This is a genomic window from Pseudomonas sp. MTM4, from assembly GCF_019355055.1.
Lineage (GTDB): Bacteria > Pseudomonadota > Gammaproteobacteria > Pseudomonadales > Pseudomonadaceae > Stutzerimonas.
This window is the reverse complement of sequence record NZ_CP048411.1, coordinates 3480694-3494337: the sequence shown is the minus strand read 5'-3', so window position 1 is coordinate 3494337 and position 13644 is coordinate 3480694. Positions and strand designations below refer to the sequence as shown.

The 13644-nt window shown below is 61.6% G+C and carries 15 protein-coding genes; 3 read left to right on the top strand and 12 right to left on the bottom strand.

Features of this window, described 5'->3' with window-relative positions:
* Positions 1-6: 6 nt before the first annotated feature.
* Positions 7-1485: a PhoX family phosphatase gene (locus GYM54_RS16115; protein ID WP_181099603.1), complete on the bottom strand. Its 1479-nt coding sequence runs from the start codon at positions 1483-1485 to the stop codon at positions 7-9.
* 191 nt (positions 1486-1676) lie between these two features.
* Between GYM54_RS16115 and yccS the strand changes: the two genes are divergently transcribed.
* Complete coding sequence (yccS, locus tag GYM54_RS16110; RefSeq protein WP_181099601.1) at positions 1677-3863, top strand: YccS family putative transporter; 2187 nt, start codon at positions 1677-1679, stop codon at positions 3861-3863.
* On the opposite strand, the gene GYM54_RS16105 is transcribed toward yccS, so the two are convergent.
* Positions 3854-4612, bottom strand: coding sequence for an ABC transporter substrate-binding protein (locus tag GYM54_RS16105; RefSeq protein WP_181099599.1), 759 nt, complete (start codon positions 4610-4612; stop codon positions 3854-3856). The genes yccS and GYM54_RS16105 overlap by 10 nt on opposite strands.
* A 152-nt stretch (positions 4613-4764) precedes the next feature.
* On the opposite strand from GYM54_RS16105, the gene GYM54_RS16100 reads away from it, so the two are divergent.
* A complete protein-coding gene (locus GYM54_RS16100; RefSeq protein WP_181099597.1) occupies positions 4765-5949 on the top strand; it encodes an NAD(P)/FAD-dependent oxidoreductase in 1185 nt (394 codons plus the stop codon).
* A gap of 31 nt (positions 5950-5980) precedes the next feature.
* Here the strand turns inward: GYM54_RS16100 and GYM54_RS16095 are convergent, their stop codons facing one another.
* The 5 genes from GYM54_RS16095 to GYM54_RS16075 form a co-directional block, all read right to left on the bottom strand.
* Positions 5981-6169: a hypothetical protein gene (locus tag GYM54_RS16095; RefSeq protein WP_131649568.1), complete on the bottom strand. Its 189-nt coding sequence runs from the start codon at positions 6167-6169 to the stop codon at positions 5981-5983.
* A gap of 57 nt (positions 6170-6226) precedes the next feature.
* A complete protein-coding gene (locus GYM54_RS16090) occupies positions 6227-6601 on the bottom strand; it encodes a hypothetical protein (protein ID WP_181099595.1) in 375 nt (124 codons plus the stop codon).
* Positions 6602-6923: 322 nt separating this feature from the next.
* The gene (locus GYM54_RS16085) at positions 6924-7397 is read right to left on the bottom strand and encodes a hemerythrin domain-containing protein (RefSeq protein WP_131649566.1); all 474 of its coding nucleotides are present in this window, start codon (positions 7395-7397) and stop codon (positions 6924-6926) included.
* Positions 7398-7525: 128 nt separating this feature from the next.
* A complete protein-coding gene (locus GYM54_RS16080) occupies positions 7526-7804 on the bottom strand; it encodes a DUF3509 domain-containing protein (protein ID WP_197444910.1) in 279 nt (92 codons plus the stop codon).
* Between the two features lie 202 nt (positions 7805-8006).
* Positions 8007-8627 (bottom strand): bifunctional 2-polyprenyl-6-hydroxyphenol methylase/3-demethylubiquinol 3-O-methyltransferase UbiG, encoded by a 621-nt coding sequence (locus GYM54_RS16075; RefSeq protein ID WP_197444909.1) that lies wholly within the window; start codon positions 8625-8627, stop codon positions 8007-8009.
* 241 nt (positions 8628-8868) lie between these two features.
* On the opposite strand from GYM54_RS16075, the gene GYM54_RS16070 reads away from it, so the two are divergent.
* Entirely contained in the window at positions 8869-9246 is a 378-nt protein-coding gene (locus GYM54_RS16070) for a response regulator (RefSeq protein WP_197444908.1), read from the top strand.
* Positions 9247-9464: 218 nt separating this feature from the next.
* On the opposite strand, the gene fba is transcribed toward GYM54_RS16070, so the two are convergent.
* The 5 genes from fba to epd all read right to left on the bottom strand — a co-directional run bounded on the left by fba (position 9465) and on the right by epd (position 13618).
* The gene (gene fba / locus GYM54_RS16065; protein WP_131649563.1) at positions 9465-10529 is read right to left on the bottom strand and encodes a class II fructose-bisphosphate aldolase; all 1065 of its coding nucleotides are present in this window, start codon (positions 10527-10529) and stop codon (positions 9465-9467) included.
* Between the two features lie 183 nt (positions 10530-10712).
* A complete protein-coding gene (locus GYM54_RS16060) occupies positions 10713-11045 on the bottom strand; it encodes an MliC family protein (protein WP_131649562.1) in 333 nt (110 codons plus the stop codon).
* Between the two features lie 27 nt (positions 11046-11072).
* A complete protein-coding gene (locus GYM54_RS16055) occupies positions 11073-11267 on the bottom strand; it encodes a hypothetical protein (RefSeq protein ID WP_131649561.1) in 195 nt (64 codons plus the stop codon).
* 91 nt (positions 11268-11358) lie between these two features.
* Positions 11359-12522: a phosphoglycerate kinase gene (locus tag GYM54_RS16050; protein WP_197444907.1), complete on the bottom strand. Its 1164-nt coding sequence runs from the start codon at positions 12520-12522 to the stop codon at positions 11359-11361.
* A 49-nt stretch (positions 12523-12571) separates the two neighbouring features.
* Positions 12572-13618, bottom strand: coding sequence for an erythrose-4-phosphate dehydrogenase (epd, locus tag GYM54_RS16045; protein ID WP_197444906.1), 1047 nt, complete (start codon positions 13616-13618; stop codon positions 12572-12574).
* Positions 13619-13644 lie beyond the last annotated feature (26 nt).

The window sequence follows — 13644 nt, the reverse complement described above, 5'->3', positions numbered from 1 at the left end:
CCTCTCTTACAACGACCCGCGCGCCCAAGGCCCCCAGATGGCGAAGGTGATGCCCGGGGTCTGGATGTTGACGAACAAATAGCGCCCGGTCGGATCGAAGCACGCCCCGCAGAATTCCCTGTTGCGGTAGTCGCCCCCTGAGACCTGCTTACCCGTCGCCGCGGCTTGCACATCATCGAACACCACGTTGTTCTTGGCGAAGATGTAAGCCTCGCCCGCCGTGGTCAGGCCCAGCAGCCGCTCACCGAAGCCGAACGCATCCTGCACGCCACCGCCATCTTCACAGAGCAGCAAACCGCCGCGCGGGCTGACGGTGATGTTGTCCGGGTTGTTGGCGATCACTGCATCGGTGGACGCGAAAATGCAGGTCAGACGATCACTGACCAGATCGTGCATCCATACCGCGCCGCGACCATAGCCAGGGCGGCCTTGGGCGTCGGTGCCGGCGCTGGTGTCGACAATGAACAGCTTGCCTTCGCTGTACCAGATGCCTTCGCCGCGGCTCATGCTCAGACCGCCGGCCTGGCGTGCCTGGGCATAGGGGCCGCTTCCTTCGGGCTGCGGATCGAGGTCGGGATTCGACACTTCGACCCATTCCAGCTGGTAGCTGTCGCCCTGCTTCGGCGCGTGCAGATCGACCAACGCGCGATTACGCACGCGCGCCGCCTGCAGTATTCCGCCCGCCGCCAGTGATCCGGGCTGCTGGCTGGCATCGGTGGGAATGTAGCGATAGTAACCGGAGCGATTGCGGGAATCTTCGGTCAGGTAGACGTAGCTGTTGCGGGGATCCACAGCCACCGCCTCGTGGGCGAAGCGGCCCATCTGCACGATCGGCTGGCCGGTGGTCAGCGCGGGGTCGGCGGTGACTTCGAAAACATAACCGTGGGCACGGCCACCGACGCTGCGGTAATCCTCGGTGGTTTCCTCACATGACAGCCAAGTGCCCCACGGCGTTACGCCGCCGGCGCAGTTGGTGCGCGTGCCGCCAAGGCTCGGCACAGTGCGTACTGCATCGTCAATGCCATGGGAGAAATACAGATTGGTGGTGCCTCCAGCGGGACGCTGGCCGTTGGCAAGGGAAATGCCATCGTAGATTCCATCGGCCTCGATCAGCTTGCCGGTGCCGGCTTCATGGTTGCGCACCAGAACAATCTCCGGGCCGTTGTGCCCGCGACGCACGTCGATAACGCCCATGCCGTCATGCGAACCGGGCACCGGCTGGCCGTTTTCCATCAGATCGCCGGTCCAAGAAAAGCTCCTGTACTGGAAGCCATCGGGTAGCTGCAGCAGTTCCAGACCCGTGCTCAGATCCTTGGTGGGGCGCAGCGGGCCGTAGCTGCTACGGACCAGGCCAGCACCGCGGCCCTGCGCATTGCGCGCGGCAAAAGCTTCCAGGGTCCCGAGAAACGGCGTGGTGGCGACTACGGCGGCGATAGCGCCACCCTTGAGCAGGCTGCGGCGGCTGGCATCATGTTCACGGTTCATGCGTTGTCCTCTTTTATCGGAATGGGTGGAGGGGCCGCATGAATAAAGCCAGCGAAATACGGCAGAACCATGACCAAGCGATGGCGTTCCGGTGATGCGGGACGGACGGACGGTATAAGCTTTGCCATGGTCGCCGTGACGTCCGAACGCTTCGGGCGTCCAAATAGCTTCTCAGTCGGGTCCGAACGTCCATGCGCTCACCATCGCTCAGCCATTCCCTACGCCGCCTCTGGGCGCTGGAGAAATTCGGCTACAGCCTGCGCGTGCTGATTGCGCTGGCCGGCAGCATGGGCCTGAGCTGGCACCTCGGGCAGCCGTCGCTGGCCATCCCGCTGTTTCTCGGCGTGATTGCCAGCGCTCTGGCTGAGACCGACGACAGCTGGTTCGGTCGGCTCTCGGCTTTAATGGTCACGCTGCTGTGTTTCAGCGTCGCCGCCGCCTCGGTGCAGTTGCTATTCCCGTACCCGCCGCTGTTCGTCGGCGGCATGGCCGTGGCTGCATTCGTGCTGGTGATGCTGGGCGCGCTGGGCGAGCGCTACGCGACCATTGCCCAGGCCACGCTGATTCTGTCCATTTACAGCATGATCGCCGCTGATCAGCGCGACGGTGCTGATCTCGACTCCTGGCGAGGACCCTTGCTGCTGCTCGCCGGGGCGACTTGGTACGGACTGCTGTCGGTGCTCTGGAACGCCCTGTTCTCGCATCAGCCGGTGCAACAGAGCCTGGCCAGGCTGTATCGGGAACTGGGTCAGTATTTCAAGCTCAAGGCCACGCTGTTCGAGCCGGTGCGCCAACTCGATGTGGAGGAGCGCCGCCTGCAGTTGGCGCAGCAGAACTGTCGGGTGGTCAGCGCGCTGAATGCCACCAAGGAAACCCTACTGCACCGCCTCGGTAACGGTCGTCCTGGCGTCAAGATCAGCCATTACCTCAAACTCTATTTCCTCGCCCAAGACCTGCACGAGCGCGTCAGCTCCTCGCACTATCCCTACCAGGCGCTGGCCGAGGCCTTCTTCCACAGCGACGTGCTGTTCCGCTGCGGCAGGCTGCTGCGGCTGCAGGGCATCGCCTGCGCCGAACTGGCCAAGGCCATTCAGCTGCGCCAGCCTTTTCGCTACAGCGAAGCCAATGCCCAGGCACTGGGCGATCTGGAATCGTCGCTGGAACACTTGCGCATGCAGAGCAATCCGGCCTGGCGCGGGCTGTTGCGCTCGCTGCGAGCGCTATCGAGCAACCTGTCAACGATGCAGCGCCAACTCGCCAGTGCCAGCAATCCCGATGCCCTGGAAGGGGAACAGGACAGCAGCCTGCTGGACCGCGAGCCGCAATCGCTACGCGACGCCCTCGCCCGCATCCGCTTGCAGCTCACACCTACGTCGCTGTTATTTCGCCATGCCTTGCGCATGAGCCTGGCGTTGGTGTGCGGCTACGCGGTGCTGCACGCGATCCACCCGGAACAGGGTTACTGGGTGCTGCTGACGACAGTGTTCGTCTGCCAGCCGAACTACGGCGCGACACGGATCAAGCTGGTGCAGCGCGTGACCGGCACCATGCTCGGGCTGGTGGTGGGCTGGGCGCTGTTCGATCTGTTCCCGAGCCAGCAGATCCAGGCGCTGTTCGCCGTGGTCGCCGGGGTGGTGTTCTTCGCCACACGTAGCAGCCGCTATACCCTGGCGACGGCGGCGATCACCTTGCTGGTACTGTTCTGCTTCAACCAGGTTGGCGACGGCTACGGGCTGATCTGGCCGCGGCTGGTCGATACCCTGCTGGGTAGTCTGATCGCCGCGGCGGCAGTGTTCCTGATTCTTCCGGACTGGCAGGGTCGCCGGCTCAATCGGATGGTTGCCAATACCCTCAGCCGCAGCGCGGATTACCTGCGTCAGATCATGCGCCAGTACGAGAGCGGCAAACGCGACGATCTGGCGTACCGGCTGGCCCGACGCAATGCGCATAACGCTGATGCCGCGCTATCGACCACGCTGTCGAACATGCTGCTGGAACCCGGCCATTTCCGAAAGGATGCCGAGACCGGCTTTCGCTTTCTGATTCTCTCCCACACGCTGCTCAACTATCTGTCAGGGCTGGGCGCACACCGCGAAAGCCTGCCCGACGATGCCCGCGACGTCATGCTCGAACGTGCGGCGCAGCAACTGGCGAGCAGCCTCGACGAGCTGGCGACGGCCCTGCAAACCAACCAGCCAGTGGCGGTCTACAGCGATGAGGAAGAAGCGCTCGCGCAACAGCTCGAACAGGCCTCCGAGGACCAGGACGATGCACACCGGTTGCTACAGACCCAGCTGGGTCTGATCTGCCGCCAGCTCGCGCCGCTGCGCAGTATGGCCAGCCACCTGGTGCGCCAGGCACCCCCGGCTCAGGGCTGAGGCAACGCTTCGGGCGCAGGCAGCCCATGGCGGAGAAAGATCGCCGCATAGCTGCCTTCTTTTTCCATCGCCGCGATCTCGCGATTGAACGCTGCGAGGATCGCCGCCTGCTGCGGATGGCTGTTGCGTACCGCCAGCGACAAATCGCGCAGGCTGAATTCACCCGGCACGAACGACAAGGCGTCGCTTACCTGCTTCAGTTCGCGGCGGAAATGGAACAGGGCGGTGCGCTCATCTTCCAGCGTCAGATCGACGCGCCCGACCAGCAGCATCCTCGCCGCCTGCACGAAGTTCGCGACGTACCCCTTGTTCAGGCGCGAATCGTTTTCCAGCTCCTCGCTATAGCCATAGCCGCGGCTCAGCGCAACGGGATAGACCGCAAGACTGGCGAGGCCGTCATAGCGAATGTCACTGTCGCGTCGCTGCACCCAACGCATGCGATTGGTCAAAAAAGGCTGTGAGCGGCGCACATAATCAGCTCGGTTGAGGGCCGGCCAACCATTGACCATGTCGTAGCTGCCAGTCTTCAGCCCCAGCAGAGCGCGCTCCCACGGCACCTCGATGTATTCGATCCGGTAGCCCGCACGGCCAAGCGCAGTGCGGATGAGCTCGACCGACAAACCATCCTCGGGCAGACGTCGATCCGTATAAGGCGGCCAAGCGTTGCCAGCCAGACGCAGCACGTCGGCCGAAAGGGACGTGCTCGCCAGCAGCAATGCCAACCATAGAAGACGGCTTGAACCTTTCATGGACTTCTCGCCCCTCATAGCGAAGCGCCATTAGTCATAGCAAAGCACACGGTGAACCGATTGCCATGTTCGTCTCGTCGGCTGCCCCAAGCCCAGGCTGCAGTAGCCCGGCGGCAGGAGTACCATCTCGCGTTTTCGAGTCGAGGTGAGCGGTGTTGCAAACGGATGTGGTGGTAATTGGCGCGGGGGCTGCCGGACTGATGTGCGCTTTCACGGCGGCGGCACGCGGCCGTCGCGTTCTGCTGCTCGACCATGCCAACAAGGCCGGCAAGAAAATTCTCATGTCCGGCGGCGGACGCTGCAATTTCACCAATATGTACACCGAGCCGGCCAACTTCCTCTCCGGCAATCCGCATTTCTGCAAATCCGCTCTGGCGCGTTATACCCAATGGGATTTCATCGAGATGGTCAGCCGTCATGGCGTGCCCTATCACGAGAAAAAACTCGGTCAGCTGTTTTGCGACAACAAGGCCAGCGACATCCTCGACATGTTGCTCGAGGAGTGCCGACAAGCGGGCGTCGACCTTCACCTGAATACGAGCGTGCAGTCGGTCGAACGCAACGAGGACGGCTATCGGTTGCAAAGCGATGCCGGCGAACTGGCCTGCCAGTCGTTGGTGATCGCGACGGGCGGGCTGTCGATTCCGACGCTCGGCGCCAGCGGTTTCGGCTATCAGATTGCGCGTCAGTTCGGCCACAGCGTACTGCCGACTCGCGCCGGCCTGGTGCCATTCACCATCACCGAACCGCAGCTCAAGGGGATGTGCGAAGCCCTGTCGGGCACCTCGGTCGAGGATTGCCTGGTTAGCTGCAACGGCCAGAGTTTCAAGGAAAACATCCTGTTCACCCATCGCGGACTTTCCGGGCCGGCGATTCTGCAGATTTCCTCGTACTGGCAGCCGGGCGATGTCATCGAAATCAACCTGTTGCCGCACCTGAACCTCGTCGACTGGCTGGACGAACAGCGCCGTGAACGCCCCAATACCGAGTTGAAAACGCTGCTCGGCGAGCTGTTCACACGCAAGATGGCGGGGCTGCTGACCGAGCATTGGATCATTTCCAGGCCGCTGAAGCAGTACAGCCCGGCTGAGCTCGAAGACGTGGCGGAAAAGCTCGGCAACTGGCAACTGGTCCCGGCCGGCACCGAAGGCTATCGCACCGCGGAGGTGACATTGGGTGGCGTCGACACGCGCGAAGTGTCGTCGAAGACCATGGAGTCGCAGAAGGCACCGGGCTTGTACTTCGTGGGTGAAGTGCTGGATGTTACCGGCCATCTCGGCGGTTTCAATTTCCAATGGGCCTGGGCATCCGGCTACGCGGCGGCCCAGTACGTGTAGCGGCTCGCTCAGCCGCAGCGTACGAGCCCTGTCATTCGTTGGCCATATTCGAAGGTGGCGAAATCTCGCGCGGCCCGGCCGGGTCGGTGGCCGTGTTCTGGTATTCCTGTTGATTTTCGCTGGTGTTATCCATTGCCGACGGCTCTTCGTCCGGCGAGCAGGCGCTCAGCATCAGCGCAACAGGTAGCGCAGCGGCGACGGCGATATATTTCGTCTTCATCCAAACCTCCAGCAGAGCGCCTCGCCAAGCTCGCGAGGCGCCGTTGAATTTAAAATCTTACTGGGACGCACCCGTACCGGTGCCGGTGGGATTGGGCGCGGTGCCGGCACCCGACTCGGTGCCCAGACCGCTGCCGTTGTCGGCCGGTGCGGCGTTCATGCCATCCGAATTACCCGTTCCAGTTGTGACGCCGGTTCCGGTGCCGGTTTCCGCGCCGGCGCCCGTACCGGTTCCGGTAGTGCCCGGCCCTGCACCCGTTCCAGCGCCAGTTCCGGTAGCCGGCGGTGTGGCAGCAGGCGGCGTAGTTGCAGGAGCCGCAGGCTGCTCGGTTGCAGGTGGCGGCGGGGTCTGTTCGCGCTCAAGATCCTCATCCGGGCCGCAGCCGACCAGCAGCAGACCTAGAACAGGGGCAGACAAGTAAGCAAGACGCATGGATAACCCTCCAGAAAGATGAAAGCCGACTAACAAGCCGGAGATAGGACAAATCAATCCTTCTGAAACTGACCTTTCACAAGGAGGAGAGTGCCCACGCAACCCCGCAGACTGGGCGTCAACCGCTCAACGGTATCGGTCCTGCCATGCATATCCAGCACGCTAGCGTATAAAACGAGGGCTCTGATCGATCTCAGTCGATGCTTTGCGGGCCGTTCGGCCTGGCTATCGAGCCGATACGTCAACCGGCGCGACAGTTACCTGCGCGCCGGTTGGGTGTGAACAATGTGCCGAGGCGTTGCGCCCCCCGGTACGAAATACGTCAAGCCGCTTTGCTAGCAACGAATTCCTTCTTCAGGCGGTCTCGGAGTTCGCTCATCTGCTTACCCATCTCTTCCAGCCTGGCCTCGTCGAACAGCTCGCGCGCCTGGGGAAACATTTCCGATTCCTCTTCCTCGATGTGATGCTCGAGCAACTCCTTGCACACTTTCGCGCGGCCGGAGAACTCAACGCTCCCCGGATCGGTCACCTTGAGATCAGGCAGCACGAGGGAATCCACCGCGCGGTGCTCCTCCTTGGCCTCGTAATACATTTTCAGCTCTTCCTTTCCACCCGCTTCCTTATAAGCCGGGTAGAGAATCTGCTCTTCGAGCTGGGTGTGGATGGTCACTTCCATCTCAAGTTTTTGCAGCAGGTCGGTACGAGTCTTTACCGCACGCTCTGTGCTCTCGGTCAGGCGCGTCAGGATGTCCTTCACTCGTTCGTGGTCTTCAATCAACAGGTCAATGGCATTCATGTGGGATTCCTCATCACTTAAACGGCTTGCTGCACCCGGACTCTTCTGATCCGGTAGGTTCGCCTGCGCCAGATCGCGCAGTGCTTATCCGAAGGTGGGCCCACTACACGGCGGGCCCAACGATCGGTTCAGGCGTAATCGTAGGTCGGCAGCCCAGTGCGGCTCTGGCTCTGCAACCGGGCGATGGCAGGCGACATGCCAGCCTCCAGCGCCAGGTCGCGGCGGATCGAGCTGATGACCCATTCCAGCTGAATATTGGTCTGGGTCTGACCCTTGGAAAGAGCGCGCTTGATGATGTCCCGATCATCGTTACGCAGCGTCAAGAGAAGCCCCCCATCCGGACGAGGGGTGGTGAGTACTTCGAACTCAGGAAACGCGGCAGAGAGAGTTTTTTCAGCGGCGATCATTATTGTGTACTCCGGTTATGGTCCAGCTTCCTTAACTAGAGCAGCGTTCATGCCAACCGGGATAGATCACGAAACCTACGAAATTCAGTGACTTGCGTCACATAATAGCGTTTTGGATGCATGCAAAACGCATGAAGCCAAGCTTCACGACATGCATTCTGCGTTACGGATGAACAACCGCCGCTTGCCGCTGTCCGCCACTTCAGCCCTTGCGCCAGACGCTGGCAAGCCACGGTTGCCGTTCGCGAGGCAGACCTGCCGGCCGGTAATAGTGATCGAGCTCGATGAAGCCCGCCGACTGCAGCACTTCACGCCAGGCGGGCCAGTCATACCAGGTGCCATACCGCGCACCGCTCCAGCCCTCCTGATTGTTGCCGCGCGGATTGGAGGTGAACAGCACGCCACCGCCGCGAAGCGCAGCATGCAACTTCAACAGAACCGCGCTGATTTCACGGCTGGGAAGATGAAACAGCACCGCATTGGCAAAGATGCCGTCGAACGCTTCGGCGGGCAGGTCCAACTGCAGGAAGTCCTGTTGCAGCACCTCGCAACCGCTGTCGGCCCGCGCCATGCGTACGAAGGGTTCGGCACCGTCCAGCCCGACGGCGATATGGCCAAGCGAGGTGAATGTCTTGAGGTCCCGCCCTGGTCCGCAACCCAGATCGAGAATGCGAAAAGGCGGTTCGCCGTGGATGTTTCGCAACAATGCATCGATATTCTGGCTGACGTCGTGGTCGCGCGTGCCCTCGCGAAACGCCTCGGCATTGGCACGATAGTCATCCAGCGTCCGATCAGCGATGGTCCGGGTGTCTTCATTGGTCATGGTGGGCTTCCGAAGTAACTGACATGAGCCGTGGGCTTCTCCAATAGAGGTTCGTACCATAGTTCAGTACTCTGCTGGGCATGCACTGACGGACACTCGACTGGATCAGCCGATTGCCAGTGCACTCATGAACTTGCGGAGCACCGTCGTGCTCCAAGTGCTCGTCCCGCGCCGGAACCATCACTGGCCTGACACAAAATACGTTCACAAGCTATTTTCACAAGAATCGAGAATCACCCCGATGAGCCAAGCACCAACCAAAGTTGTCCTGCTCGTTGAGGACGAACCCCACATTCTCGGCCTGTTGTCTGACTATCTAGCCGGGGAAGGCTATACGGTTCTGGAGGCGGCGAATTCCGCCCGAGCTTTTGAGATTTTGGCAACCAAGCCGCGACTGGACTTGCTGGTAACCGATTTCAGACTGCCCGGTGGAGTTTCAGGCGTGATGATCGCGGAACCGGCAATCAAGTTGCGGCCCGATCTGAAAGTCATCTTCATCAGCGGTTATCCGATCGAAATCCACGAGTCCGGAAGCCCCATTGCCCGCTCCGCTCCGATCATCGCAAAGCCCTTCTCGCTCGATAATCTGCACAGCCAGATTCAGCAACTATTGGACTAAGGATTCTCCATCTAATGCTCAAAGACCAAGTGCGCCTGGTAATACCGGGCAAGGCAAAAGCTTCACCCCGAGGGCGGGCCTCCCGCAAAAGCTCATAAGAGGCGCGGCCGCGACAATTGCCTCGGCCGGCACAACGCTTAAAAACAAAACCCCGCCAAGGCGGGGTTTGTTATTTCGAGCCCACTTCAAGCGGGCCTGGCTCGGACGTCAGCGCCGACTCAGTTGACCTTGGGGTCCAACTCGCCGGAAGCATAACGCTGGAACATGCCTTCCAGGGAGATCGGCTTGATCTTCGAGGCATTGCCAGCGGTGCCGAAGGCTTCGTAGCGCAGAATGCAGATGTCACGCATGGCCGCGACGGTCTTGGCCAGGTACTTGCGCGGATCGAATTCGGCGGGGTTCTTCGCCATAAACTCGCGGATCGCACCGGTGGACGCCAGGCGCAGATCGGTGTCGATGTTGACCTTGCGCACGCCGTACTTGATGCCTTCGACGATTTCCTCGACCGGCACGCCGTAGGTTTCCTTGATGTCACCACCGTACTCATTGATGATTTTCAGCCACTCCTGCGGAACGGAGGAAGAGCCGTGCATCACCAGGTGCGTATCGGGAATGCGCTGGTGGATTTCCTTGATGCGCTGGATCGACAGCGTGTCGCCGGTTGGCGGCTTGGTGAACTTGTAGGCGCCGTGGCTGGTGCCGATGGCGATGGCCAGGGCGTCCACCTTGGTCTTCTTCACGAAGTCGGCGGCTTCTTCCGGATCGGTCAGCAGCTGGCTGTGATCCAGGGTGCCTTCGGCACCGACACCGTCTTCTTCACCGGCCATGCCGGTTTCCAGGCTACCCAGGCAGCCCAGTTCGCCTTCCACCGATACGCCGCAGGCGTGGGAGAAAGCAACGGTCTGCTGAGTGACACGCACGTTGTATTCGTAATCGGACGGCGTCTTGCCGTCTTCACGCAGCGAGCCGTCCATCATTACCGAGCTGAAGCCCAGCTGGATCGAGCGCTGGCAGATATCCGGGCTGGTGCCGTGGTCCTGGTGCATGCACACCGGGATATGCGGGAATTCTTCGATCGCCGCCAGGATCAGGTGGCGCAGGAAGGGGGCGCCAGCGTATTTGCGGGCGCCGGCAGAAGCCTGGACGATCACCGGGGAGTCGGTCTTATCGGCCGCTTCCATGATAGCTCGCATCTGCTCGAGGTTGTTCACGTTGAAGGCCGGCACGCCGTAGCCGAACTCGGCGGCGTGGTCGAGCATCTGGCGCATGCTGATGAGTGCCATGTTTTCCTTTCTCCCGGTTTGGGTCGTTTATTCGTTTAAAGCCTGCCGCAGGGGCGGGCGCTGTTCAAGCACCGCGCGGTAAGGCGCGGCATTGTAGTGGCGGACGGCTCAAAAACCATCAGTTCTGGCGAAACGCCGCAAATCGCTCCATGCCGACCCGCTGCGTAGGGGCGTCTCGGCATCTCAAATGGTGATCAGCGAAGCGCTGCAGCCATGGGCCAGCAGCTTGTCGTCGGCGGTCCGAAAGACCAACGCCTGGTTACCTTTGTCGTGGAAAGCCACCACACCGTCGCTATAGAAAGCACCACGAGTGGCAGGTTCCTTGCGCAGCCGGTGAACCTGCTCGCTATCGCCGATCTTCAGCTCCACCGTTTGGCGACTGTCATCGGCGTAGCGCCAGGCGATGTTCTGTTGGCTCTGGCATTTCCAGCGAACGAAGGGTGCGTCGGGGCCGGACTGCCAGTGACCGCAACCACTGAGCAGCAGTGCGGCAAACGGGATATACAGGCCTTTCATCGCTTCTCCTTGCTTGGCTGCATCGGCTCACGGGCAATCCTGAACGTCCGCAGCGGTTCCAGCGGTTGGATCGCCGGTGCTTTGCATCTGCACCCGCTGATCGTTCTGTGCAGTGGGGCTTTCGATTGGTGGCGGGTCGATCACTTCGCAAAGCGAATCCGGCGCGCCACCGGCACAACCGGCCAAGCCAAGACAGCAAACAGCTAGAGCGGCATAACGCATGGTAAGTCTCCATTCCGTGCTCAGACAAAACAGAGACCTCATCAAGCTCCAGGGGTTGCCTTGGCGTTTCGCTTGTTATGCCTGACGAGCGCTACTGTGCGGCTCGCTGCTCGAGGATTTCCACTGCCGGGAGCACCTTACCCTCGACGAATTCGAGGAAGGCGCCGCCACCGGTGGAGATGTAGGAAATCTTCTCGCTCACACGATATTTGTCGATGGCCCCCAGGGTGTCACCGCCGCCCGCGATGGAGAATGCCGGGCTTTCAGCGATGGCCTCGGCCAGCACCTTGGTGCCGTTGCCGAACTGATCGAACTCGAATACCCCAACCGGGCCGTTCCAGAGAATGGTTTTCGAGGACTTGAGCAGCTCGGCGAAATTGGCCGCGGTCTGCGGGCCGATGTCCAGAATCATGTCGTCGTCGGACACATCGGCAGCGGCTTTCACCGTGGCCTCGGCGTCCTCGGCGAAGGCCTTGGCTACCACCACGTCCACCGGCAGCGGCACGCTGACCTTGGCCGCGATGGCCTTGGCGGTGTCCACCAGATCGGCTTCATACAGCGACTTGCCCACCGGGAAGCCAGCAGCGGCGAGGAACGTATTGGCGATGCCGCCACCGACGATCAGCTGGTCGCACACCTGGCTCAGGCTGTTCAATACATCGAGCTTGGTCGAGACCTTGGAACCGGCAACGATGGCGGCCATCGGCTTGGCCGGGCTCTTCAGCGCCTTGCCCAGCGCATCGAGTTCAGCGGCCAGCAGCGGACCGGCACAGGCGACCTTGGCGAATTTGGCCACGCCATGAGTCGAGCCTTGGGCGCGGTGAGCGGTGCCGAAGGCATCCATCACGAAGACGTCGCACAGTGCCGCGTACTTTTGCGCCAGCTCGTCGGTGTTCTTCTTCTCACCTTTGTTGAAGCGTACATTTTCCAGCAGCACCAGCTCACCGGCCTTGACCTCGATGCCGTCGAGGTAATCGCGGACCAGCGGGACTTCGCGGTTCAGCGCCTTGCTCAAATAGTCGGCGACCGGCTTGAGACTGTCTTCCTCGCTGAACACGCCCTCCTCCGGGCGGCCCAGGTGCGAGCAGACCAGCACCGCCGCGCCCTTTTCCAGCGCCAGCTTGATGGTCGGCAGCGAGGCCAGGATGCGCGCATCGCTTTTCACCGCGCCGTCCTTCACTGGCACGTTGAGGTCTTCGCGGATCAGCACGCGCTTACCCTGCAGGTCGAGGTCGTTCATCTTCAAAACGGTCATGTCGATCTTCCTTAAAAGTACGAAACAGCGAAATTCAAGACGCGGCCCGCTAGGGGCGATGAGCCACGCGCAGATAGTGTTCGGCGACGTCCAGCATACGGTTGGCGAATCCCCATTCGTTGTCGAACCAGGCCAGCAGATTCACCAGCCGCGGCCCGGAGGCTCGCGTCAGGCTGCCATCGACGATCGCCGAATGCGGGTCGTGATTGAAGTCGCAGCTGGCATGGGGCAGCTCGGTGTACGCCAGCAATCCCTTCAACGGGCCGGATTCGGCGGCCTCGCGCAGCACCCGGTTGATCGCCTGCGCGTCCGTGTCACGGGACGTCTGCAGCGTGATATCCAGGCAGGACACGTTCACCGTCGGCACCCGAACGGCTTTGGCCTGAATCCGTCCGGAGAGTTCCGGCAGCAGCCGTTCAATTCCCTTGGCCAATCCGGTGGACACCGGAATCACAGACTGGAAGGCCGAGCGCGTGCGGCGCAGGTCGTCGTGGTGATAGGCGTCGATCACCGGTTGATCGTTCATCGCCGAGTGGATGGTAGTGATGGAGGCGTACTCGATGCCCACCGCGTCGTTGAGCAGTTTCAGCAACGGCACACCGCAGTTGGTGGTGCAGGACGCATTTGAAACCAGCCGTTCGGCGCCGGTCAGCTGCGTGTGGTTGATGCCCATCACTACGGTGGCGTCGACATCCGCGGCTCCCATCATCGGCTGGGAAAACAGCACGCGGGGCACGCCGGCATCGAGAAAACGCTGGCCGCTGGCTCGGGTGTTGTAGGCGCCCGAACATTCCAACACCAGGTCCACACCCAGCACCGACCAGTCGATAGCCTCCGGCGTAGACTCACGCAGCACCTTCACGCAGTCGCCATTGAGGTGCAGACAGTCTCCGTCCACGCTCACCTCGCCGGGAAAGCGCCCATGGGTGGAGTCGAAGCGGGTCAGATATTCCAAGCTGGCCATGTCGGCCAGGTCGTTGAGGGCAACGATCTGAAAATCGAATGCGGCATCACGTTCGTAGAAGGCGCGCAGCACGCAGCGGCCGATACGGCCGTAGCCGTTAAGCGCGATGCGGTAAGAGGGAGTTCGGGACATTCGCGGCTCGTCTCTGGGCGAGCTGG